The organism is Jeotgalicoccus psychrophilus DSM 19085 (genome assembly GCF_000425845.1).
In the GTDB taxonomy this organism is placed as follows: domain Bacteria; phylum Bacillota; class Bacilli; order Staphylococcales; family Salinicoccaceae; genus Jeotgalicoccus; species Jeotgalicoccus psychrophilus.
This window is the reverse complement of the sequence record NZ_KE384463.1, coordinates 66,169-91,172: the sequence shown is the minus strand read 5'-3', so window position 1 is coordinate 91,172 and position 25,004 is coordinate 66,169. Positions and strand designations below refer to the sequence as shown.

Genomic DNA, 25,004 nt, shown 5'->3' with positions numbered 1-25,004 from the left:
TGAAATGGACACCTCCACTTTGAGTGGGGGTGTTTTTTTGTAATGAATTTTATTGTGACTGACACTGTCCGATAAACTGATTTGTCGGACAGTGTGAAAACGACATTGTCTGATAAACTGATTTGTCGGACACTGTGAAAACGATATTGTCTGATAAACCGATTTGTCGGACACTGTGAAAACGACATTGTCTGATAAACTGATTTGTCGGACAATGTAAAGTTCTCACATGCTAAATTGGCCCACCAGATGACGATAAAATCGGTAATTCCTCTCCAAAATTCATCCAATACAAAAAAGCCCAAAATCCGGAGATTTTGGGCTTTCTCTATATAGGTTCTAGAATAATCCAGTTGAAGAACCGTCAGCATTCACGTCCATTTTGACAGCTGAAGGAACTTTAGGAAGTCCAGGCATCGTCATGATATCACCAGTAAGTGCAACAACGAATCCTGCACCTGCTTTAGCAATAACTTCACTAACGCTTACTCTGAATCCTGTCGGACGTCCTAATTTTTTAGGGTCGTCTGATAATGAGTACTGAGTCTTAGCCATACATACCGGGAAGTTGCCCCAGCCGTTAGCTTCGATATCAGCAATTTGTTTTTTAGCTTTAGCTGAGAAATCAACACCGTCTCCGCCGTATACTTCTGTAACGATTTTCTCGATTTTGTCAGCAATTGGCAGTTCATCTTCGTACAGGTGTTTGAAGTCGTTTCCGGCTTCAACTGCTGCTAATACTTCATTAGCTAAGTCAACGCCACCTTCTCCACCTTTTTCCCATACTTGTGTTAATGCAACGCGAACGCCCTGATCTTTACACCAGTCAAGAACGAAATTTCTTTCTTCGTCAGTGTCAGTTACAAAATCGTTTAACGCGATTACCGGTTCAACGCCGAATTTACGAGCGTTCTCGATGTGTTTACCTAAGTTAACAACGCCATCTTTAAGAGCGTCAACGTTAGCTTCGCCTAAATCAGCTTTAGCTACTCCGCCGTTCATCTTAAGTGCACGGATTGTTGCTACTAAAACGATAGCATCTGGCTTGAATCCGCCCATGCGTGCTTTAATATCCATGAATTTTTCCGCTCCAAGGTCAGAACCGAAACCTGATTCAGTTACAACAATATCAGCAAGCTGTCTTGCAGTGTTTGTTGCAATGATTGAGTTACATCCGTGAGCAATGTTAGCGAATGGTCCACCGTGAATTAATGCAGGTGTACCTTCCATAGTTTGTACTAAGTTAGGTTTGATAGCTTCTTTAAGAAGAAGTGCTAGTGCACCTTGAACTTCAAGCTCCCCAACTGTTACTGGTTTTTTATCGTAAGTATAACCGAATACAATTTTAGCTAATTTTTCTTTAAGATCCATGATGTCGTTTGATAAACATAAAACAGCCATGATTTCACTCGCAACTGTAATATCAAATCCATCTTCACGCGGAACCCCTCTTGTAGGTCCGCCTAAACCGACAACGACTTGACGAAGTGCACGGTCATTCATGTCGATAACGCGTTTCCAGGATACACGGCGCGGGTCAATGTTTAACGCATTTCCCTGGTGAATGTGGTTATCAATGAATGCACTCAATGCATTATTTGCTGTAGTAATTGCGTGTAGATCACCATTAAAGTGTAAGTTGATTTCTTCCATCGGTAATACTTGTGCATGGCCTCCGCCTGTTGCTCCGCCTTTAACACCCATAACAGGTCCTAGTGAAGGTTCACGTAAAGCGACCATTACTTTTTTACCAATTTTATTAAAAGCATCACTTAATCCAACAGTTACTGTTGATTTCCCTTCACCTGCAGGTGTCGGGTTCATAGCGGATACAAGAACGATTTTAGAATTTTCCTTGTTTCCTTCAAGTTGGTGGATGTCTACTTTTGCCTTGTATTTACCATACATTTCTAACGCTTCTTCAGGGATTCCTGCTTTTTTAGCAATATCCTGAATTGGTTGTATTGAGGCTTTAGACGCAATCTCTTGGTCAGTCAAATGTGCCATCTTCTCAGCTCCTAAATATAATTTGCAGTTGTAAAACGATTTCACAACTTCATAATCATTATGACATAAAAAAAGAATACAGGCCATTATAAACGGCCTGTATTTCCTAATCTATTTAAATTTTATGATAATTTGTAAACTTAATCATCGTCCATCGATGATAAATCGCCCGCCGGTAAATCGAGTTCCCATGCTTTAAGCACGCGTCTCATAATTTTACCGCTGCGTGTTTTCGGCAGACTGTCTTTAAATTCGATTTCTCTAGGTGCTGCGTGCGCCGCGAGTCCGTTCTTCACGAATACCCGAATTTCTTCTTTAAGCTCATCAGTCGGCTCGTAACCGTCTCTTAAAGCGATAAACGCCTTAACAATCTCACCGCGCACAGGATCAGGCTTACCGATAACTCCCGCTTCCTGCACTGCTTCATGTTCTACCAGTTTCGACTCGATTTCAAATGGTCCGACGCGTTCGCCCGCTGTCATAATGACATCGTCGACCCGGCCCTGGAACCAGAAATAGCCCTCTTCATCCTGGTAGGCGGAATCTCCGGAAATATACCAGTCGCCGATAAAGTAAGAATCGTACTTCGGTTTATTCTTCCATATTTCACGCATCATTGCCGGCCAGCCTGTTTTCATTGCAAGGTTACCCATGCGGTTCGGCGGCAGTTCATTACCCTGATCATCGATGATTGTTGCTTCGACACCCGGCAGCGGTTTACCCATCGAACCACCTTTAATATCCATGGACGGGAAATTCACAATCATATGTGCACCTGTTTCAGTCATCCACCACGTATCGTGAATGCGCAGATTAAATACTTCCATCCCCCACTTAACTACTTCAGGGTTTAACGGTTCACCAACAGACAGAATATGTCTAAGTGCTGATAAGTCGTATTTTTCAACAGCATTGTCACTGCTGCCCATCAGCATTCTGAATGCTGTCGGTGCACTGTACCAAATCGTTACTTTCAGTTCTTCAAGCGCTCCATACCATGATTCAGCAGAAAATCTGCCACCGACGATAACATTCGTCGCACGGTTCAGCCACGGTGCAAATATGCCGTACGAAGTTCCTGTTACCCAGCCCGGGTCAGCTGTACACCAGTACACATCGTCTTCTTTTAAATCGAGTACATATTTACCTGAAATATACTGCTGCACCATTGCATACTGTGCATGCAGCACGCCTTTAGGCTGACCTGTTGAACCACTTGTGTAATGTAAGATCAGTCCATCTTCTTTACCCAGCCATTCAATTTCAAACTCTGAAGAAGCATTATTAAATTCCTCGTTAAAATTAATGTAACGCTCATCAACGTCATCACCTGCGACAACTACATTTTTTAAGTCCGGCAGCTCATCAACCGGAATTCTCGGCAGCAGTTCAGGCGTTGTAATAATTGTTGTTGCTTCACTGTCTTCCATACGGTCTTTTACTGCTTTCTCCATAAATGCTTCAAACAGCGGTCCTACTACGGCACCGATTTTCAGTGCACCGAGCAGTGCAAAATAAAGTTCAGGCGACCGTGCCATAAAGATAAATACGCGGTCTCCTTTTTTAACACCCGCATTCTTTAAAACATTTGCTGCTTTATTTGAGTTCTCTTTCATTTCTTTAAAAGTAAACGACTGAATATTATCTTCCAGTTTGTAATGAAGCGCAATCTTATCTCCATATCCCTCGTCCACATGTTTATCAATAGCTTCATAAACCATATTTACTTTTCCAGTTTCATACCATGAAAATTCCTTTTCAATATCTTCCCATGAGAAATTTTCTTTTGCCGTTTCGTAATTCGGCATGTTTGCATGTTGATCTGTTGCTTCGTAAAGTTCTACTTTCATTCTTAACGACACCCCTTATTTGTAATTATGATTTCGCTTTCATATGCCTATTATATTGAAAGACAGTTCAGAATTCTATGAAAAAGACTGATTTCTTTTATTTTCTTTATTTTTTATGAAATAAAATCGCTTTCACTTTAGTATAATTTCACTATAATATATAATGATAATGAATTTATTTTTTCATAACATTTAATTACTTTTAAAAGGGGTGTTCCATTGAGGCATCAAAAACACTATTTTAAAACTGAAACAAAAACTGAGACGGACACCGTCATTATAGAAGGTCCTGTTGACAGCGATATTTTGAAAACATATACATTTGACGATAATTTAACTGCATTCAGACGTCCTAAAGAACAATTTCAGGCGCTGATTGAAATCGCAGAACTTCCTGAAGGAAGAATTATTGTCAGTCATATAAATAAACATATTGTCGGCTACATTATATTTCTTCATCCCGATCCGCTTGAGCGCTGGTCGGACGGTAATCATTCATTCATTATGGAACTCGGCGCAGTAGAAGTTGCACTGCCCTACCGGAGTTACGGCCTTGCCGGAAAAATGCTTGAACTATCAACATATGATGATTTTATCGAAAATTATATAATTATTACGACGGAATATTACTGGCACTGGGATTTAAAAAACAGCGGTCTCGACGTCTACGACTATAAAAAACTGATGATTCGTTTAATGCAGCGTGCGGATTATGAAGTGTTTCAGACGAATGATCCTGAAATTACCGGCCACCCCGCCAATACACTGATGGCCCGTATAGGAAAAAATATTAATGATAAACAGATGCAGCAGTTTGATGAAATACGTTTTAAAAACCGATTTTTAATTTAACGAGGGGTGCGATTGCATATGCTAGTAGAAAGAATTATGACTTCTCCCGTGGAGACACTCCACGTCAACGATACGATTCACGAGGCAATGAATCTGATGAGCCGCCTGTCGATTCGCCATATTCCGATCGTCGATGATGATAATAATTTAGCAGGGATTATTTCAGATAAAGACGTGAATCTCGCGCTGCCGTCCATCGCGAGTAAAGATGCAGATCTGTCACTGGATCTAGAACTTGGTAAAATTATGCGCCAGCAGGTCACGACCTGCCACCCGCTCGACTTTGTCGAAGAAATTGCGAAAGATTTTTATCATTTTGCGATCGGGGCAATTCCAGTTATGCGCGGTAAAAAAATCGTCGGCATCGTCACCCAGAAAGATATGCTCAATACATTTCTTGAACTGACTGGTATTAAAGAACCCGGCTCTATTATTGAAATTGATATTAAAGACCGCATGGGTGTAATATTTGATATCGGCAAAGTGTTTAAAGACCTGAATATTAAAATTGTCAGCATTTCAATTTATCCGAACCCTGATAAAAAAGACCATAAAATTATCGTCCTCCGCATCGATGCAATGAATCCGTTATTTGCTATAGAAAAACTAAAAGAATCCGGGTTTAATGTACTGGATCCGAGCGAGATGTCGTAATGAAACCCCTGTATGTTTATAATGATGAACTGCTTAAATACCGGTTTAATGATACTCATCCTTTTAATCAGATGCGCTTAAAATTAACAACGGATTTATTAACGGATGCCGGATTTTTAAATGATGTGGATATTATTAAACCGCGGATTGCGACTGATGAGGAACTTTCACTCGTCCATTCTCCTGATTACATCGAGGCAGTGCGGGCAGCGGGACAAGATAAACTGTCGGCAGAAGAACTGGCAAAATACGGACTGGATTCGGAAGATACACCGAGCTTTAAAAATATGCATGAAAAATGCGCCGCACTCGTCGGAGCAACATTGACTGCAGTAGATCTGGTCATGTCGGACGAAACCGATAAGGCGCTGAGCCTAGCCGGCGGACTGCATCACGGATTCAGCGGTAAAGCGAGCGGATTTTGCGTCTATAATGATACTGCGATTGCCTGTGAATACATTGCACAGAAATACGGCAAGAAAGTGTTGTATATCGATACAGACGCTCACCACGGAGACGGTGTACAATGGACGTTTTATAACCGTAATGACATCTTGACGTACTCGATACATGAAACAGGCCGATATTTATTCCCGGGCACAGGCAGTGCCACAGAGCGCGGCATAGAAGAAGGTTTCGGCTATACTGTAAATCTGCCGATTGATGCATTTACAGAAGATGAATCGTTTTTAGAAGTATTTAAAACGAGTCTTGAAGGGGTGATACAATCATTCGAACCTGACGTTATTCTAAGTCAAAATGGCGTTGACGCCCACTTCAGGGATCCGATGACCCATCTGTCTCTGACATCAAAATCCTATGAAGAAATTCCCCGCTTCGTGCGCGAGATGGCAGATAAGTATACTGCCGGAAAATGGATTGCGGTCGGGGGCGGAGGCTATAACATCTGGCAGGTCGTCCCGCGCATGTGGAGTCAGATATGGCTTGCAATGAAACAAATCGATGCACCGTCAGGATACTTGCCGGAAGAATTTATCGATAAATACAAAGAACAATGTAAAGTCGATTTCCCCGTACTTTGGGAAGATACACTTGAAGACTTTACAGAAATTCCGCGCAGAGTTGAAATATCAGAAAAAAATAAAAGTACGCTTGAGCGTATTATAATGTATTTAGAACAGTAAGTGGAAATTGCAGCTGTATGGACTCTGTTAAATCAACATTGTCTATAAAACCCATAAAACACAAAAACCGGAGAACCTGTCTCATTAATGAGACAGGTTCTCCGGTTTTTTATTACTTATCTTGTTGTCGTGCGGTAGTCAATGCTATATGGAAGTTCTACTGATTTAGAGTCTACTGCTTCTTCATTCATCAGTTTAGTCAGTAATCTCATTCCTACTGCACCAAGATCATACAATGGTACTGCGATGCTCGAGATTTTCGGTCTTACCATCGTCACGAGTCTTGTGTTTGAACAGCTGACAATTTGCAGGCGCTGCGGCATTGCCACACCGTGTTCATGTCCGCCGTGAAGTATGCCAATTGCTGCTTCATCGCTGATAACAATTACCGCATCACGGTCTGTATCGAGCAGTTTGCCGAATATTCCTTTACCTCTTTCGTAATCTCCAGCTTCTTCTGTTGTTAAATAGTCGTCACCGTTCAGTCCAGCTTCAGCATATGCTTTTTTCATGCCCTCGATCATGCGTGATTCCTGGAAGCGTGAATATCCTGCTGTAACGAAGCAGATGTTTTTAGTGCCGTCAGCAATTAATTTCGCTGAAACTTCTTTTGCTGCTTCATAGTAATTGATATTAACGTTCGGAATATCATTGTCCTCTTCGCCTGATCCGCATACAACGACCGGTACTTTAGAATTTTCTATATCCTGCAGCACTTCACTATCCAGTTTTCCGCCAAGGAAAATAATGCCGTCAACCTGCTTGCTTACAAGGTTTAAAAAGGCATTGCGTTCTTTCTTTGGATCCTGATCTGTGTTTGTAATAATAATTTGATAATTATACATTTCTGCGATGTCTTCAAGTCCTCGCGCCAATGCTGAATAATAAAGGTCTGAAATGTCCGGAATTATCACGCCGACTGTTGTCGTTTTCTTGCTTGCAAGTCCTCTTGCTACCGCATTCGGCCGATAGTTTAATCTATCTATAACATCTTTAACTTTTTTTCTTGTTTCAGGTTTGACGTTTGGATTACCATTTAAGACTCTAGAAACTGTTGCCATTGAGACTTTTGCTTCTCTAGCCACATCATATATAGTAACTGTCATAATATCCCTCCGAGTCTAATGTGAAAATGTAAACGTTTTAATTAATAATACCAAATTTTAGCCCTCAATGGTACTGCATATGTAACAATATTATAACAAAAAAATTCAGTCACATGGAAGTGACTGAACTATTTATCCGATTTTTTTGGTCCTGAGCCGGATTTCTCAGCATATTTAGACATATCGACTACATTCGGTCGCTGCAGATTATCATCCGCTGCTTCTTCTCTAATCGCCTGCTGCTGAATATGAACTGCTGTTTCATCGAGTTTTTTCACTCTTGATTTTTCATCCATTTCAGCTTTTTTGTCTTTAACCATCTGTTTTACGTCGCTGACTTTGTCATCGAGCTTTGCTGACATTGAAGGTCCGTCGTGCTGGTCATTGACCATTGAATCCTGGACTTTTTTAATGTCATCTCTTAAAGCATCGCCTGATTTAGGAGCGATAAACAGCCCGCCTACAACGCCGACGAATAAACCAAGTGCGAGGCCGACCGTAAAATCACGGCCCGTTGATGTTTCAATTTGAGCATCATAACTCTCGACACCTTTTACATGTCTGTCTCTGTTATACGTTTCCATGATCTAACCTCCAAACAGGATCAATCATTGAGCTGTTATAAATTCTCTGACTGTCCGTCCACATTAACTTTATTGTAAGCTCTGTTGCGCTGCTGCTGTCTGACCTGCCATTTGTCTGCAATTTCCATTGCAACGTTTGACCACTGTACAACCTGTGAAATTTTCTCTTCATTTTGAGAGATGTTATGCGTAACAGAATTTGTCACACGGTCGACAGAATCATTTAAGTTAGTTACAGAATAACCAACACCCTGTACTGCATCTACTACAGCATTAAGTTTTTCAGATTTACCTTGAATATCTTCAACTAAACGATTTGATTTGTGCAGAAGATCTGTTGACTCACGCGTAATCCCCTGAATTTGACCATCCAGTCCATCTAATGTGCTGGCTACATGATCCAGGTTTTTCTTAACCGAGAACAGTACTACTGCAATTGCGATACATAATACTAAAAATGCAATCGCGGCAACACCCGCGGCAATATATAATACTATTTGCCAATCCATTTTAACGCCTCCAATATTTCTTTTCTGTATTCTTAATTATCATAACCTAATTCACAATGATATAAACATTTATTTTGTAATACTTTTTGTATTTTTAAGATAGTAATTCCGTGAAACGCTTCTCGTATTTCTGGATATCGCCTGCACCCATAAATATAATTACGCCGTCAGCATGTTTATCGAGGCGTTCAAGGTCAGCTTCTGTTAACAGTTCTGCTCCCGGTATTAAATCCACAAGATCTTTACTCGATAAAGTTCCGCTCTTTTCACGCGCCGAACCGAAAATATCTACGATATACGCTTTATCGGATGTTGACAGCACATCTGCAAATTCCTGCAGGAATTTTTCTGTACGCGAGAATGTATGCGGCTGGAACACCGAAATAATTTCTCGTTTCGGATATTTCTTACGCGCTGTTTCAAGCGTCGCGTCGATTTCCTTCGGATGGTGCGCATAGTCATCGACGATAACCATGTTATGAAGTTTAGTTTCAGAGAAACGGCGTTTTACGCCTTTATAATTTAAGAATGATTCCTTAATCAGCTCAATGTCCAGTTTCTCCAAGTAACATACACCAATAACTGCCAGTGAATTTAATACGAGATGATCGCCGAACATCGGGATTTTAAAAGTGTCGAAATGCTCACCTTTAATATCCACATCAAATGAAGTGCCGTTTTCAGTCACTTTAATATTTTTCGCGACAATATCATCATCGCTGTCAATACCGTAAGTCAGCATCGCCGGCACCTGATTTTTAATGTCATCAATATGCGGATCATTGCCGTATGCAATGATGCATTTTTTAACCTGTGAAGCCATTTCTTTAAACGCATCCACTACATCTGAAATATCATTAAAGTAGTCCGGGTGATCAAAATCTATATTTGTAATGATTGCATAGTCCGGATAATAGCTCAGGAAATGACGCTTATATTCACAAGATTCAAACGTAAAATATTTGCTTTCGGGCATGCCGAAACCAGTGCCGTCTCCGATAAGATACGTCGTATCGACATCCCCGTTCATCACGTGCGCAAGAAGACCTGTCGTCGACGTTTTACCGTGTGAACCGGTTACCCCGATTGAAATATAATTGCTCATAAATTCTGCTAAAAATACATGATAGCGGATGACTTCAAAGCCCATTTCATTTGCTTTTTTTATTTCCGGATGGTCATCTTTAAATGCATTTCCAGCAATGTATGTCATGCCTTCAATGATATTATCTTCGGAAAAGGGTAATATTTTTATCCCTTTTTTACGCAGAGGACCTTCTGTAAATACTTCGTTTTCAATATCAGAACCCTGCACTTCATGACCAATGTCAAAGAGAACCTGAGCAAGAGCGCTCATTCCCGCACCCTTTATTCCGATAAAATGATATTTCTTCACGATTACACCAATCTTTCATCGATTATTATGTTTTATGTGATCAAACACACTTTGTTTTACTATTTTATTCACCGCACCGATTGATATCCGGTTCGGTTTGTTGGAAGTAGGAATGACAGCAAGTGCATCATTGCCCTGAGTCAGTTCATCCGTGCCGCCGACTGTATTATTATATGCATCGTAAAATGCGATTTTAGTCTGCAGCAGCTGTAACAGCTCGTAGCGGATCCCGGAATCAGTAGTCGTATAATTTGCAATCACGTGCATACCTAAAGGTTTACCTTGTTTTAAAATCTGTATCAGGGAGCGTACTGCTTCCGGATTTTTATTTTGCAGCAGTGCTGAAAGATCATCGATGATAATTACTAATGTCGCTTTTCTGGATTCAAATTTTACACGGCTGTTGTAGCTTTGAATATTTCTTACATGCGCTCTTCTGAATTGCACACTGCGTTCATTTAATTCATGCATAAAAATTTTCAGAGCTTCCGGGTCGCCTGGAGACACTCTGCTGCTGAATGAATGCGGTATATCCAAGTAGTCATCATAATTGTCATTATCAGCTGCGATGGCGACTTTTAAGTCATTAGGATTATGGTTCATTAGAAGTGATAATAAAATATTATCAATCACATTTGTATCGTAATTAGGCTGATTGCCGTAAATTAAAACATGCCCTGCTTTTGACAGTTCATAACTGAATATTTTATCGTCAACTGTTTTCCCGATAACAAATTTATAATCACTTTTACGCAGTTTTAAACTGCTGGCTTCAAACAGCGTGCGGAATGTTATCGGACGCACATTTTCAAGCGGTACTTCGAGCCCTATATTAGACGTTCCGATAAGCGGGCTCATAATACGCAGTTCGCCGAGATTGAGTTCTTCTTTCAAAGCGGCATTTAAACGCGGTATATTGCTGACTCTGAATGCACGATTCAGTTTAACTTCATAACGGCCGATTACGCCGTTTGAAGTATAGCTGATGACACGCCCTTCAACATTCAGTTTAGTAAATGCTGCATCAATTTTTTCTGACAGTGCCTTGTCCGGTTCTTTGTAATCAGCAGCCTGCGCATTGCCAAGCATACTTATGCCCGGCTGTGTGGCATTCGGGCCGATTCTTTTACCGGTCGATGCCTGCTGTTTTTCACGCAGTTTTTCCTGCTTTGTACCGAGCACACTCAGTGTATCATTCTTCTTTTCTCTAGCTGGTGATTTTTGCCTGACAACTTCGCCATTTGCCTTCTCAGCATCTCTTTTTTTCTTCAATGCTGCAAGCTCTGCACGCTGCTGCTGTTCTTTCATTTTCTGTTTATCTTTGCGTCTTTCACGCTCCGTCCGTTCCCGGACAATTTTATCGACAATTACAGAATTATAATTTTTAAATTTTTCAAGATAAATTTCACGCTCATCCCGCTCTGTTCGTTCCGGCTTTTTCAAACCGTGAATAGAAGAAGGCACCTGGCGTGCTTTTGAAATAGTCATTCTTGTTGGACGTTTTACCGACGGCTTCGACGCCCTGTACTTCGTTTGCCGCTCAGGACGTCTGACATATTCAGGCTCTGAATATAATGGCGGACTTGATTTTGTACCGGCATCATCTGAAATGTCGATATCAAGAGGAAATTTAAATGCTTCTTTGCTCACGTCTTTATCGTGGCGTTCCTTATTAAATTTTCTATTTTGTCTTCTTGTCATTTAATCTCACCTTTATCCGACCGGGAATGGCTCGCCGACATTATAGCTGTCGTCTAAAACGTAAATACCTTTTACCCCGTCATCTTTTAAGTTAAGCTCTTTTTTAGAACAGATCATACCGTTTGAATCCACGCCGCGAAGCTGCGATGGTTTAATATATAATCCCTCAGGCATAATGGCGCCGACACGTGCGACGACTACTTTTTGTTCCGCATCGACATTCGGTGCACCGCAGACAATCTGCAGTACTTCAGTACCGACGTCAACTTTAGTCACGTTCAATTTATCAGCATCGGGGTGCGCTTCTTTTTCGATAACTTTACCGACGATAAATTTTGGAGTCAGATCGAATTCGAGTGTTTCAATGCCGTTCTTCTGAAGCAGTTCATTAATGCGCAGGACCATTGTTTCATAGTCGTCGATATTTGTATTTTCAAGTGCCAGATTGCTGTTTGCATTAAAGATGTTCAAACCGATAACTTCATCGCCATCTTTAATCAGAGTAATATCACCATTATGCTCGTACGATACTTCCTCCGTCTTTCTTAATGTTACAAACAATACATCTCCAACGTTTTCATTGTATGTGAGTCTCACATTCTTCACTACTTTCTTCACTTTTTGTTTTTATTATTATAATTTCTCTGCTTGCCTAAAATAAATACCGGCTGCAGTTTAGTGCCGTCGTAAGAAAACGACAGCGATGTAATCGGTGTCAGTCCTTCTGCAAAGTACTGCATCATCATCTGCGCCATAACATCGTAACCGACATTATTTTTACAGTCCGCTATAATCAGCACATCCTGATGCGGTAAACCGACCAGCATTTCGCCTTCAGTTTTACCGAGCATTTCGTGCAGAAAGTCCGTATTTAAAATACGGGACGAGTCATAGCCGTCGTTATGATTAATAAAGTAAAAATCATTGTCCTGAACCGTCTGTTTTTTTATTTCCACCGGCAGTTTTTTTAAATTATTGGCTGCGAGCACTTTCATATCTTCTGCAGACATGCTGAGTGATTCGAGCAGTGCTTCGTCAATTAAACGGTAACTTTTATCAAAATCAATCGCATAGTAGATATTCGTTTCATTAGTGTGCGGTGTAATGATAAACGGGTCCCCTGCTTTAGATTTATCGGGGAAGCTTGTTGCACGGACAACAGGGTAAATTGTCGCTGTTTCCGCATCAATTTTCTCTTCTCCCATACGATTTATCGATTCATCGATATAATAAACAAGTTCATCTATAATTTTATCATCATTCTTCGCTTTATTCAGTGCTTTAGATAAAGCAATTGTAATTCCCTGCCCGTTATCTGTACGTTCAACGCGCAGTTCTTCATTTTCACGGTCGAATTTATGTGAAACATCATTTCTTTTTGCAGTGATTCCTTCAATAATCAAATCACGCATTTTATATATATTCATAATTTACCTCCTGTGTTATTTACCTAAGCTAATAATTTGGTCGCCCTGTTTAATAAAGCCGTAAAAGCTAAACAGCTTATAGAATATCAGAGTTACAATTAGAGGTAAAACGATATGAAATACTAAAATCAGCATAACAGTAGACATTGACAGCCCCATCGTTTCAATTGCCATAATCTGTCCGACGAAACCGCTCGTCCCCATACCGGCACCGGCTGCGTTGTTCTCCATAGGAAAAAATACAGTCATAATCGGTGCAATAATCGCACTTGCGATAACCGGCGGCACGATAACAAACGGATTTCTTAAAATATTCGGCACTTGCAGCATCGATGTGCCGACGCCGATTGAAATGACGCCTGATATACCGTTATCCTTGTAGCTCATCGCAGCAAGTCCCACCATATGGCAGCAGCAGCCGATAACCGCAGCTCCCGCGGCTACGCCGCTTAACTCAAGCATTAATGCGAGTGCCGCACTGGACAGCGGCGCTGTCAGCGTAATCCCGAAAACAACACTGACGAGAATACCCATCATAAACGGCCGCTGATCAGTTGCGAAGACGATTACATCTCCGAGTCCTGTCATTACACCGCCCACTGCTTCCCCAATTAAACCGGCAAGCAGCAGACCGATGATTAAAGTGAGCAGCGGCGTCACGATAATATCCAGTTTCGTTCTCTTTTGATACAGTCTCGCGATTTCAATGACTATTAAACTCACGATAAAACTTGCAGCTGCCCCGCCTAAATCATAGGCATGCTGGCTGACAGCAAGCACAGAAAAAATAACGAGCGGGGGTGACTTCAAGCCGTATGCTATCGCAACACCGATCGCCGCACCGGTTAAACTCTGTGCTGTCTCACCAATCACCGACAAACTGCTTAAAAATGGTACATATGTTGCAATAGTATTAATAATCAGGCCGATAATTAAAGTACCGAACAAGCCGAGTGCCATAGAACTCATCGCTTCAATAAACCAGCGGTGCAGTAATTTTTTCATTGTCTACCCTCTTATTCTATCAACTGTTTCATTATTTACGTTTTTAATCAGCGACGTTAATAAATTATGCGCATGGAAATAATCTTCATAATTAATAATAGAGTTTGCTGTATGAATGTAGCGTGAACAGATACCAACTACAGCTGACGGCACGCCGTCGTTTGACACGTGAATGCTGCCTGCATCCGTGCCGCCCGGCGAATGATAGTACTGATATTTAACATCTGATGCTTTAGCAGTATCGAGCAGAAATTCGCGCATTTTCGGTGCGAGAATCATCGTACGGTCAAACAGGCGCAGCAATGTGCCCTCGCCTATTTTTCCGAGATCATCTTTTTTGCCCATCATGTCATTTGCTGGTGAACAGTCAACAACAAATGCAATGTCAGGCTTAATCATGTTGGCACTTGCTTTCGCTCCGCGCAAGCCAACTTCTTCCTGAACGTTCGCACCAATATACAGGTCGCAGTCGAGTTCAGTATCTTTAAGTGATTCCAGTGCTTCAATGGCAATCAGGCAGCCGTATCTGTTATCCCATGCTTTAGCGAGTAATTTCTTCTCATTTTTAAGCACCTGAAAATCAACTTTAGGCACGATTGAGTCTCCGAGGTTAATTCCCATTTCAAGCAGTTCCTCTTTTGAATCAGCACCAACGTCCAGCAGCATATCTTCAATTTTAGTATTCTTGTTTTCGCCTCTTCTGAAATGCACAGGCACACTCCCGATGACACCTGTAATTTCTTCATCAGCTGATGTACGTACTGAAAAACGCTGACTTAGTAATACGTCAGTCGGCCAGCCGCCAAGCGGTGTAAATTTAATAAAGCCGTTGTCAGCAAGTTCTGTGACCATAAAACCGACTTCGTCCATATGTGCTGCAACAAGAACTTTCGGCGCGTTTTCATTTTTGCTCTTTTTAACTGCAAAAACCCCGCCGAGCCCGTCCTGAATTATTTCATCAGCATATTCCGACAGTTCAGCTTTCATATAGTCACGCACTTTATCTTCAAATCCCGGTGCCCCGTGCAGTTCTGTTAGAGTTTTCATTCTTTCCAATGTTTTTTTCGACAGTTCCATGAAAATACCCCTTTAAATTGTTATTTATCCAATATTTTATGTTAAACTACTTCATAAGGAGGATGTACATATGAAGCGTAATTTGATTATATTTACATTGTTAGCTGTAACGGTTATTCCCCTGCTAGTATGGTTAGTACTGCACCGCAGAGTCGATACTAAAAAAGTTGTAGACAACTTGCATCTGCAGTTTGAAAACATCTCATTCATCTCGCTTGACTATCAGGCAGATGGCCAAAACCGTTTTGGTTTAAACACAAATACGGTAAGCGGAGTTCTGCATGTGGGCAATGATGAAAACACGGTGAAATATAACTTTTTAGCAGATCCTTATACAGCTGAAATCATGGAGATTACTGTTCAGTAATCCCCATGATTTTTTTATTTGCCTAAATGTTCAAATGTTTTTCTAATACGCTCGAGCCCATCCTCGATACGTGTTCTGCTTGATGCTACATTAAATCTGAAATGCTTATTTTCTGCATCCAGATACAGCTTGCCCGGTGATACGGCAATTCCGCCGACTTCTACAAGCGCCTTATGCACTGTATCAGCATCGAGACCTGATTTTTCAAAACTGATCCAGCCGAGATAAGTCGCTTTAGGCACATCAAATGATAAATATTCAGACAGGTGCTCATCGATATAAGAACTAATCAGCTGGAAGTTTCCTTCAACATGTTCGTTCAGCTGGTCAATCCATTCGCCGCATTCCGTATACGCTGCTTCAATCGCAGCAAGTGCTAAGCTTGAAGCAGTGTTGACATTATATCTGCTCCCCATTGCAGTGGCAATATCAGACGTTATGGTTCTGTCTTTTGTAATAAAGTAAGAGTGCGGAATACTCGCTAAGTTAAACGATTTTCCTAAACCTGTCGTTACAAGTACAAGATCGTTGTCCTCGATAATTGACGCCACAGATACAAAATCTTCTTTCGGTCTGACGAAATCCATATGAATTTCATCGCTGATTAAATATACATTATTGTCAGCACATATTTTTTTAATCTCCAAGAGTTCGTCCTTGGTCCATACTTTCCCGGTTGGATTATGTGGACTGCAGTGAATATATAATGTTACATCTTCACGCTCACAGAGACTCGTGAATTCTTCAATATTTAAAAAGTATTCTTTTTTCTCGGTATCGTAAACAAGCGGTGTCTCCACTATTTTACGGTCATTTCCTTTAATTAAATTCGGAAAAGAATTGTAGGAAGGTGTCGTTAAGATTACACCGTCTCCTTCGCTGGTCGTTTGTCTCATCACTTCGCCGACCGTATATAATACCGACGCTGCGTAGTGAATATCATCTTCATTTAAAGAAATATTAAAGCGTGTTTTCCACCAGTTTTTAATTGGACCGTAAAAACGCTCATTCTGCCACATTGTATAACCGAAAATCCCATTATCAAGACGTTTTTTAATCGCGTCTCTAATCACTTCAGGCGTTTCTATATCCATGTCCGCAATCCAGAAAGGTTCAAGTCCTGTCGCTCCGAACAAAGCTTCGGTGCCGTCGTACTGAACACTGTATGTACCTTCTCTTGACGTCGTTTTGTTGAAATCGAACTGTGTCATTATATTCCTCCACTCTAAATGTTCTGTATCCTTATATTTTAACATTCTTTAATGGATAATACACGAATAAGAAAAAGCACCTTTCGTTAGAAAGATGCTTGGATCCAGTATATTTTATGGCCGCGTTTAGAGAATTTCTCTTCATACTCTGTACGGATATTTCCTTCCGGTTCATCGTCATGGACATCGAGGTTAAGGTTATTAAATTTCATGCCGTATGCGTTCATCGACATCAGGCTGAATTCAAATAATCTTCTGTTATCCGTCTTAAATTCAACGATTGAATGTTCTTTTAACAGCTGTTTATAACTTGATAAAAAGTTGCTGTGTGTCAGTCTTCTTTTCGCATGGCGCGTTTTCGGCCATGGATCCGAGAAATTTAAATAAACTTTATCGATTTCATTCTCATTAAAGTATTCCATCAGTTTATTTGCGTCCAGCAGCAGCAGTCTCACGTTTGTCAGTCCAAGCTCTAATACTTTTTCCGTAACGCGGATCATGACGTTTTTATCGATTTCAATCCCGACATAATTAATATCGGGATTATTCTGTGCAAGCGTCGTGATAAACGTGCCCATTCCTGTACCTACTTCGATATGAATCGGCTGTACTGTACTGAAAAACTCTTTAATTTTTTTGCTGTACGTATTGTTGACATCAACAATATGGTCATTTGATTCCAAATAATCAATTGCCCACGGCTTATTGCGCATTCTCAAAAATATTCACTACTCTCAATTATTAAATAAGTCGGTCTTTGTCGATCACTCTCGATAAGAACAAAATCCATTCGTTCATCTCTGTAAAACGTTTACGGTCTTCGTACCATTGAATCATTGTAATCGCCTGAACGAATGTGTACCATTTCATGCGGGAACGTAAATCATTATCGAGTTCGACACCGTAATTTTGAAGCCAGCTGTCCCACTCACTGTGGTCGACGTACGGGTATAAAATCATGCCGAGGTCAATCGCCGGGTCTGCAATCATTGCACCTTCCCAGTCGACTAAAAACAGTTCGTCTGTGTCGGAAAGTAGCCAGTTATGATGGTTTACATCACCGTGGCATACTCTCAAATCTGCAGCGTCAATTTCAGGCACTGCGTTTTCGAGGTATTGGATGGCATTTCTAACGACGTGATGGGCGTTAACTTTCGGAGATAATGATGACTGTATTTTATTAAGTAAAATTTCCGGCAGCATCGGTTTCATACCGAGACGTTTTAACATCGTGAGGAGCGGTTCTGATGTGTGTATCTTACTCATCAGCGCTGCGACCCGCAGCCCTCCCATATCTTCACGTGTCAACTCCCGGCCATTTTTCCAATGCTGTGCCGTTACCACTTCGCCCGTCTCGATTCGTTTAGTCCAAACGAGTTTCGGGACGATGCCTTCTGCGGATAACGCCGCTAGGAAAGGGCTGGCATTTCTTTTAAGGAATAATTTGCGTCCGTCCTGCTCTGCTTTATAAGCTTCACCGGATGGACCTCCCAAAGGATCTAATTGCCAGCCGAGTTGATAGAAATGATCCAATTCTTACACCTCGTTTCATCGGTCAAATAAAAATTTGCGCTATAATATTTAATTTGATAGCGCAAATTTAGTTCATGTTTAAAATTTTATCGGGTTTATTGTTTTATTTCAAGGACAAAAGATGGAATACTTTTGCCAACTGAATGTTAGTACTTATTAACTGTGATGTTGTTCAGATAAATTATTATACATTAAACAAAATGTTGTTTAAAGTTAACTGAATGATGCAATATATTATACGCTCATTTTTTTGCCGTGCTGCTTAATTCTAATGGCGGGCACCTGGCAAAGAAGCAAATGTTAGTATAACAGGTTTTCTGCTTTCTGGGAATAGAGGATTTCATTCTTTAGCACACTCTATACCCGCTTTTCTGCTCTTTGAAAATATCTGTTATTATTCTGTGACCTGCGGATAGCAGATATTCATTTAATGTGTAAATTGAAGTTTTAAACTTCAGATTTAACTACGCATGTATTATATAATGCTTCCAGATAAATCGCTGTTGCCAGCATCAGTTCATCAATATTCATCCGTTCATCTTTCTGATGCATCGTATCCGTCGTACCTTCGAACATTGCACCGAATGCAACGCCTGTTTCAAGCGTACGCGCATAAGTTCCGCCGCCGATAGTAAATGCTTCTCTGTCGTCATTTGTGTGTTTCTGATAGCTTTCCAGCAGCGTTAGCACAAGCGGGTCGTTTTTATCGACGTAATGAGGTTTCTGATCGCTGATATCTTCTATCGTAAAGCCTGTTTCTTTTATTATTTCTTCCAGGTCTTTAATTCCTTTATCGAAATCGAGACCAATTGGATATCTTAAGTTCACACCGAAAATACCGCCGTCAACCTCCGTATAATTTATCATTCCGGTATTAACACTGACGTTGCCCATCTCTTCGTGATGATGCGCCATGTTAAACTGTTCACCCGTTAAATTACCGGTAATATAACTTTGTGCAAAGCTGACAAACTGTCTGGCGTTTCTATCCAGCTCGATTTCTCTTAAGAATTTAAGCAGTTCCGTTCCAGCATTAACACCCTCTTCAGGTGTTGAACCGTGTGCACTTTTTCCTGACAGTTCAAGTTTTAAGAAACCGCCGTCGATTTCATATGTTCCTGTGTTTCCTGTTTTGCGGATAAACCCTTCATACGCCTGAATAATCGAACTCATCTGTGTAAGAACTTTTAATTTTGCTTCCGCAGATTCAGGTACCATGTTGTAGCGTTCACCGGCAATAAATGCTTTCAATTCAATATCGCTGTCCATATACTCATCGTCGAGATGAGACTGAACGATATTAAATGACGTAATCCCTTTTTCACCGTGAATAACTGGAAACTCAGCATCCGGAGAAAAACCGGCGTCGGGCATTTCTTCGCTCTTGAAATAAGCTTCTGTACACTGCCAGTCAGATTCCTCATCCGTACCGACAATCAGACGGACACGCTGATTAAACTTATATCCTTCGTTATGTAAAATCTTCAGTGCATAGTAGGCAGCCATTGTCGGCCCTTTATCATCCTGGACACCGCGTGCAATAATTTCATTATTAACGATTACAGGTTCAAACGGCTGAGACGTCCAGCCTTTACCTGCAGGAACAACGTCGACATGCCCAAGCACACCAAATAATTTTTCACCTGCGCCAAACTCAATATGACCGGCAAGATTATCGACAACTTTCGTCGGCAGACCCGCTTTCACACCGAGGTCAATCATATATTCGAGTGCTTGTTTCGGACCTTCGCCGACAGGTGCACCTTTAACCGCTTCCCCTTTTACACTGTCAATTGACAGCAATCCGATTAAATCATCAATTAAATCATCTTTATATTGGCTTACTAAATGTTTCGCATCCACTTAAATCAGCTCCAGCAATAGATTTTCTTCCATTATATACTTTTTAGTAAATTATTTCAGTTTGTACGGGAAATAATCAGGCAGCAGGACAAAAAAGGAACCGCAGATGCGGTTCCTCAAAATAACTGCTTATTTTTTATTGTTCTGTTTGTTATCTGTAACGACATGCACATTATGATTTTCATCTTTAGCGCCTGCTTCATCTACTACATCAACGCTGTGCTCTTCTTCAAATTTTTCTACTTCACTCTCTGAAATGCCGCCTTCGTCTGCTAAAACAGATTCTCTTTGATCAATATCGTCGGTATTTTCTTTATCCGGCTTGGCATCTGCTTCAGGACCCTTTACTTCTTTTTTTACTTTTTTAGCTTCTTTTTTTACATTGTTCTTGGTTTTTTCAGCTTCTTTTTTAGCTTCATCCACTTTTTCTTGACCTTTTTCTTTTAGTTCTGCTTTATAAGCTTCAGGGTCTTCTTTGGCTTTAGCGTACTCGTCTTTAGCTTTAGACTGAACTTCAGTCGCTTTGTTTTTTGCAACGTTTACTTGCTCATTAGCTTTAGTTTGAACTTCTTTTGCTTTTTCAGCTGCTTTGTTCTGAACGTTTTCTGCGTATGCTTTCGGATCTTCTTTAGCTTTAGAATATTCTTCCTGAGCTTTAGCTTGAACGTCCTGCGCTTTAGCAGTCGCTTTTTCTTGCACATTCTGTGCATAAGCTTTCGGATCTTCTTTAGCTTTTGCGTATTCTTCTTTTACAACATCTTTATTGTCTGCAAGTTTCTTTGCAGCATATGCAATACCAAGTACCGCACCGACTCTAAATACTAAATTAAATAATTTTCCCATTTTAATACACCTCGTATTATAAAATTGTTTTTCTTTGGACTTAATATAAATTATACCCTTAGCGGCGTATTATAAACTTAATTATTTAATTTTTTTATTTCCTCTTCAGTTAATCTGCGATATTCACCTTCAGCAAGTGCCCCATCGAGTTCAAGTGCAGCAAAGTTTGTGCGCTTCAGCTTTACCACTTCATTGCCGGTTGCTAAAAACATCCGCTTCACCTGATGAAATTTCCCTTCAGTAATCGATAACGATACTTCGTGCGGATTTAATAATTCAGCTTTTGCCGGTTTCGTCGTAAATTCTTTCAGTTCAATACCTGTTTCAAGCTGTGTAATATCCGCCTCGGTCACTTCGTCAAGGAGTGTCACATGATACGTTTTGTAGTATTCGTTTTTAGGCGACAGCAGCTTATGGGCAAGTTTGCCGTCGTTCGTAATAAATAAAAGCCCTAAAGTATCTTTGTCCAGCCTGCCGACAGGGAACAGTTCTCCCTGCTGCGGGTGGGCAATTAAATCAATGACTGTTTCTGTCGGACCTTCTTCTGTTGAAGAGATCACCCCATCCGGTTTATTCATCATAAAATACATAAATTCTTCCAGTATAATCGGCACGTCAATATATACGATATCATCTTCGTAGCCGACGTCTGTTTTAGGATTTTTGATGATAGTGCCGTTAACGTAAATCTCTCCTTTTTTTATCAGCTTATTCACTTCTTTGCGGCTGCCTAAATTGGCATTCGCAAGATATTTATCAAGTCTCATTATAAAAACTTCACTTTCCGGCGAATTTTCCCTGCACGCTCACCAAGTACTTCGTCTGCAAGTCCTGTTTTAAATGATATAAACAGATAGACTATAACCCCTGCCGGCACTGTTATTAATAATGTCAGCACAGAAGTTACTGTTGTCATCTCGTCGATGTTCATCATTAGTAAGTAGTACACCACTTCAACTGTTAAAAGCATCGCAAGTGCACAGACGATAATTTGGAATATCGGTGCAATGAATGCACGAAAACGGATCTTGCCATGTTTTTTAATAATAATCAGGTTCATAATTACACCTGCACCCAGTGCAATTGCTGTGCCCATTACTGCACCGACTGTGTAGAAATTCATAATCAGCGGAATGTTCACTGCTGCTTTAATAATCAGCATAATGATAACCACGTAGAATGTTAAATTCTGTTTATCGATTCCCTGTACGATAGAACATGTTACAGAAAATAGTGAAATAATAATGCTGACCGGTGCATAAAACGTCAGTATCATAATGCCGATTTCGTTATAGCTGTAAAACGCTGTATAGATTGGTGCTGATAAAATCATCATCCCAAGACCTGCCGGGATTACGAAAAACAGCAGCATTAGAATCATCGATTTTACCTGGCTGTGGACATTATCAAACTGTTTCTGCTGATAGTTTTTCGTAATGAACGGTAAAATTGTAATCGCAAATGCAGATGCAAATGCAGTAGGAATCATTACAAGTTTATGTGTCGTAAGATTCAGCATACCGAACCATGAGTCCTGCAGATTCCCCGGCACACCTGCAAGCGATAATGCGTTGTTGTGTGTCAGCTGGTCAATAAACATTACAACCGGAATACTGACGCTGACAATTATAAACGGCAGTCCATAACGGATAATTTCTTTATACATTTGGCTGTAAGACAAATCGATGCCGCTCGTATCCTGTTTGCGCTGTTCTGCCATATACGGTTTTCTTTTCTTCCAGAAAATCGCGAGTGTTACCGTAGCACCGATGGCGCCGACGAAGGCGGCAAATACTGCAATCTCGTTCGCAGTTTTTATCGAGCCGTCCATTACATTAATAACGATAAACGCCCCTGATAACAGCACTGCAATACGTAAAACCTGTTCAACAACTGACGAAACACTCGTAGGACCAAATGATTCGTGTCCCTGGAATATTCCTCTCCAAGTTGCCATAAATGGTACGATAATGACTGCGAAACTGATGACGCGTATAATACTAGTAATATCTTCAGTACTCCAGCGGTGATCCCCGCTGCCGCTAGCGGCACTTTGTGCTTCAGCAATGACCGGTGCCATAAAATATAAGGCAAGAAACGCAATAACACCTGAGACCATCATGACAAGAAGACTTGATTTGTAAAGCTTCTGACTGGTTTCGTAAGCACCGAGCGCATTATACTTCGCTACGAATTTCGATACAGCCCCGGGTACGCCGGCAGCTGCAATCGACAGCATGATTGTATACGGTGTATATGCATACCCGTAGAGAGCTAGGTTTTCTTCTCCACCCATAATGCTGTAAAATGGAATTAAATAAAGCATTCCTAAAATCTGTGTTGTAAATGTAGCTGCGGTTAAAAGAAATGTACCGCGAAACATCTTTTTCTGATCCGACATATATTAACCCTTCTTATCTATAATAAACATACACATTATTATAATGGATTATAGAATACTTTAAAACTAAAAGGAGCAAACTCATGTACGATACGATAGTAATTGGCGGCGGTGTCAGCGGAATTATGGCTGCGACCGCGGCAAGTTTAAACAATAACAAGGTACTTTTAATAGAAAAAAACAAGAAACTCGGCAAGAAACTGCTGATTTCAGGCGGCGGACGATGCAATGTTACCAACCGTCTGCCCTATGAAGAAATTATTAAACACATACCGGGCAACGGTAAATTTTTATACGGTCCGTTTTCGGTTTTCGATAATGAATCGATTATTAATTTTGTCGAATCCAACGGCGTTAAATTAAAAGAAGAAGACCACGGCCGGATGTTCCCTGTCTCGAACAAAGCAAAAGACGTGCTGAATGTATTTCTGGAACAGCTTGAACAAAATAAAGTGGACATCCATTTTGAAACTGAAGTCGCAGAAATTTTAACCGAAGACGATAAAACCACCGGCGTAAAAACGACAACAGGTACTACTTACAATTCCAGAAATGTCATTATTACGACCGGCGGCAAGAGTGTGCCGCAGACAGGCTCTACCGGCGACGGCCATAAATTTGCGAAATCACTTGGCCATACAGTTACAGATTTATTCCCGACTGAAGTACCGATTACATCCAATCAGCGATTCTTTACAGACGGTTCCTTAAAAGGCATCAGCCTGGACGACGTTGCTTTATCTGTCTTAAAGAAAAACGGCAAACCGCGTATTACACATCAGATGGATATGATTTTTACGCACTTTGGTGTCAGCGGCCCGGCGGCGCTGCGCTGCAGCCAGTTCGTTTATAAAGAACAGCAGGCACAGAAAAAAGAGAATATTAAAATGCAGCTCGACTTTTTTCCCCAGTACACGTTGGGCGAAATGCAGGAATATATAAATAAGACTATTAAAGACAACGTCGATAAAAGTCTTAAAAACATTCTAAAAAATATTCATCAGGAACGCCTGATTACATTCGTGCTCGAGTATTTAAAAATCGACGGCAGCACCAGCGGCCACCACGTATCAAATCAGCAGAAACAAGCACTTGTTGAATTTTTCAAACGCTTCACTTTCAACGTCAACGGCACTCAGTCAATTGAAAAAGCATTCGTTACCGGCGGCGGCGTGAACTTAAAAGAAATTAACCCTTCTAAGATGTCGAGCAAACTGATCGAAGGACTCCACTTCGCAGGCGAAGTTCTCGATATTCACGGCTACACCGGCGGATACAATATAACAAGTGCCCTCGTGACCGGTTACGTAGCAGGATATCATTGTTCAAACGGTTAAAACTCTTTTAATTAATGGGTATATCGTCGTGGTTCATCCCCCGGTTCACAACACGGAAGCGCCGTTGTGAACCGGGAGCCTTGGATTCACAACAGGGAAACGCCGTTGTTAACCGGGAGCCTTGGATTCACAACAG

Annotated in this window: 23 protein-coding genes; 5 read left to right on the top strand and 18 right to left on the bottom strand. The window is 40.9% G+C overall.

All coding sequences use genetic code 11. The features are described from left to right. Positions 1–339: 339 nt before the first annotated feature. Both H625_RS0109265 and acsA read right to left on the bottom strand, forming a co-directional pair. The gene (locus H625_RS0109265; RefSeq protein ID WP_026859653.1) at positions 340–2,007 is read right to left on the bottom strand and encodes a formate--tetrahydrofolate ligase; all 1,668 of its coding nucleotides are present in this window, start codon (positions 2,005–2,007) and stop codon (positions 340–342) included. A 140-nt stretch (positions 2,008–2,147) separates the two neighbouring features. After that, positions 2,148–3,857, bottom strand: a complete 1,710-nt coding sequence (gene acsA, locus H625_RS0109260) for an acetate--CoA ligase (protein WP_026859652.1) — start codon at positions 3,855–3,857, stop codon at positions 2,148–2,150. Between the two features lie 219 nt (positions 3,858–4,076). On the opposite strand from acsA, the gene H625_RS0109255 reads away from it, so the two are divergent. Genes H625_RS0109255 through H625_RS0109245 form a run of 3 tightly spaced genes read left to right on the top strand, consistent with a single transcriptional unit; the run spans position 4,077 to position 6,508 of the window. After that, positions 4,077–4,709 (top strand): hypothetical protein, encoded by a 633-nt coding sequence (locus tag H625_RS0109255; RefSeq protein ID WP_026859651.1) that lies wholly within the window; start codon positions 4,077–4,079, stop codon positions 4,707–4,709. An 18-nt stretch (positions 4,710–4,727) separates the two neighbouring features. Further along, entirely contained in the window at positions 4,728–5,363 is a 636-nt protein-coding gene (locus H625_RS0109250; protein ID WP_026859650.1) for a CBS and ACT domain-containing protein, read from the top strand. After that, the gene (locus tag H625_RS0109245; protein WP_026859649.1) at positions 5,363–6,508 is read left to right on the top strand and encodes an acetoin utilization protein AcuC; all 1,146 of its coding nucleotides are present in this window, start codon (positions 5,363–5,365) and stop codon (positions 6,506–6,508) included. The genes H625_RS0109250 and H625_RS0109245 overlap by 1 nt, the downstream gene beginning before the upstream one ends. Positions 6,509–6,624: 116 nt before the next feature. On the opposite strand, the gene ccpA is transcribed toward H625_RS0109245, so the two are convergent. The 9 genes from ccpA to H625_RS0109200 form a co-directional block, all read right to left on the bottom strand. Further along, the gene (ccpA, locus tag H625_RS0109240) at positions 6,625–7,614 is read right to left on the bottom strand and encodes a catabolite control protein A (RefSeq protein ID WP_026859648.1); all 990 of its coding nucleotides are present in this window, start codon (positions 7,612–7,614) and stop codon (positions 6,625–6,627) included. A 128-nt stretch (positions 7,615–7,742) separates the two neighbouring features. After that, entirely contained in the window at positions 7,743–8,198 is a 456-nt protein-coding gene (locus H625_RS0109235) for a YtxH domain-containing protein (protein WP_026859647.1), read from the bottom strand. 35 nt (positions 8,199–8,233) lie between these two features. Beyond that, the gene (locus H625_RS12925) at positions 8,234–8,707 is read right to left on the bottom strand and encodes a DUF948 domain-containing protein (protein WP_051239043.1); all 474 of its coding nucleotides are present in this window, start codon (positions 8,705–8,707) and stop codon (positions 8,234–8,236) included. Between the two features lie 94 nt (positions 8,708–8,801). Then, complete coding sequence (gene murC, locus H625_RS0109225; RefSeq protein ID WP_026859646.1) at positions 8,802–10,103, bottom strand: UDP-N-acetylmuramate--L-alanine ligase; 1,302 nt, start codon at positions 10,101–10,103, stop codon at positions 8,802–8,804. 15 nt (positions 10,104–10,118) lie between these two features. Beyond that, positions 10,119–11,804, bottom strand: coding sequence for a DNA translocase FtsK (locus tag H625_RS0109220; RefSeq protein WP_026859645.1), 1,686 nt, complete (start codon positions 11,802–11,804; stop codon positions 10,119–10,121). Between the two features lie 12 nt (positions 11,805–11,816). Then, a complete protein-coding gene (gene ytpR, locus H625_RS0109215) occupies positions 11,817–12,401 on the bottom strand; it encodes a YtpR family tRNA-binding protein (protein ID WP_026859644.1) in 585 nt (194 codons plus the stop codon). Positions 12,402–12,418: 17 nt separating this feature from the next. After that, positions 12,419–13,231, bottom strand: coding sequence for a DUF1444 family protein (locus H625_RS12920; protein WP_035785691.1), 813 nt, complete (start codon positions 13,229–13,231; stop codon positions 12,419–12,421). Positions 13,232–13,246: 15 nt separating this feature from the next. Continuing rightward, a complete protein-coding gene (locus H625_RS0109205; protein ID WP_026859643.1) occupies positions 13,247–14,236 on the bottom strand; it encodes a PTS sugar transporter subunit IIC in 990 nt (329 codons plus the stop codon). A 3-nt stretch (positions 14,237–14,239) separates the two neighbouring features. Then, the gene (locus tag H625_RS0109200; protein WP_026859642.1) at positions 14,240–15,313 is read right to left on the bottom strand and encodes a M42 family metallopeptidase; all 1,074 of its coding nucleotides are present in this window, start codon (positions 15,311–15,313) and stop codon (positions 14,240–14,242) included. A 70-nt stretch (positions 15,314–15,383) separates the two neighbouring features. Here H625_RS0109200 and H625_RS0109195 point away from each other — a divergent pair, with 70 nt between their 5' ends. Beyond that, complete coding sequence (locus tag H625_RS0109195) at positions 15,384–15,680, top strand: hypothetical protein (RefSeq protein ID WP_026859641.1); 297 nt, start codon at positions 15,384–15,386, stop codon at positions 15,678–15,680. Positions 15,681–15,694: 14 nt separating this feature from the next. Here H625_RS0109195 and H625_RS0109190 read toward each other — a convergent pair whose 3' ends face one another. The 7 genes from H625_RS0109190 to H625_RS0109160 form a co-directional block, all read right to left on the bottom strand. Further along, on the bottom strand, positions 15,695–16,891 hold the full coding sequence (locus H625_RS0109190) for a MalY/PatB family protein (RefSeq protein ID WP_026859640.1): 1,197 nt from the start codon (positions 16,889–16,891) through the stop codon (positions 15,695–15,697). Positions 16,892–16,977: 86 nt separating this feature from the next. Then, positions 16,978–17,610, bottom strand: coding sequence for a tRNA (guanosine(46)-N7)-methyltransferase TrmB (gene trmB, locus H625_RS0109185; protein ID WP_026859639.1), 633 nt, complete (start codon positions 17,608–17,610; stop codon positions 16,978–16,980). A 22-nt stretch (positions 17,611–17,632) separates the two neighbouring features. Further along, the gene (locus tag H625_RS0109180) at positions 17,633–18,424 is read right to left on the bottom strand and encodes a phosphotransferase family protein (RefSeq protein WP_026859638.1); all 792 of its coding nucleotides are present in this window, start codon (positions 18,422–18,424) and stop codon (positions 17,633–17,635) included. A 447-nt stretch (positions 18,425–18,871) separates the two neighbouring features. After that, entirely contained in the window at positions 18,872–20,287 is a 1,416-nt protein-coding gene (pepV, locus tag H625_RS0109175; RefSeq protein ID WP_026859637.1) for a dipeptidase PepV, read from the bottom strand. Positions 20,288–20,416: 129 nt separating this feature from the next. Continuing rightward, positions 20,417–21,130 (bottom strand): hypothetical protein, encoded by a 714-nt coding sequence (locus tag H625_RS13270; protein WP_051239042.1) that lies wholly within the window; start codon positions 21,128–21,130, stop codon positions 20,417–20,419. A 77-nt stretch (positions 21,131–21,207) separates the two neighbouring features. Continuing rightward, positions 21,208–21,897, bottom strand: a complete 690-nt coding sequence (locus H625_RS0109165; protein ID WP_026859636.1) for a pseudouridine synthase — start codon at positions 21,895–21,897, stop codon at positions 21,208–21,210. Further along, positions 21,897–23,531, bottom strand: coding sequence for a putative polysaccharide biosynthesis protein (locus H625_RS0109160; RefSeq protein WP_026859635.1), 1,635 nt, complete (start codon positions 23,529–23,531; stop codon positions 21,897–21,899). Before H625_RS0109160 ends, H625_RS0109165 begins: the two co-directional genes overlap by 1 nt. 83 nt (positions 23,532–23,614) lie before the next feature. Here H625_RS0109160 and H625_RS0109155 point away from each other — a divergent pair, with 83 nt between their 5' ends. Next, positions 23,615–24,868, top strand: a complete 1,254-nt coding sequence (locus H625_RS0109155) for a BaiN/RdsA family NAD(P)/FAD-dependent oxidoreductase (RefSeq protein ID WP_026859634.1) — start codon at positions 23,615–23,617, stop codon at positions 24,866–24,868. The last annotated feature ends 136 nt before the right edge of the window (positions 24,869–25,004 follow it).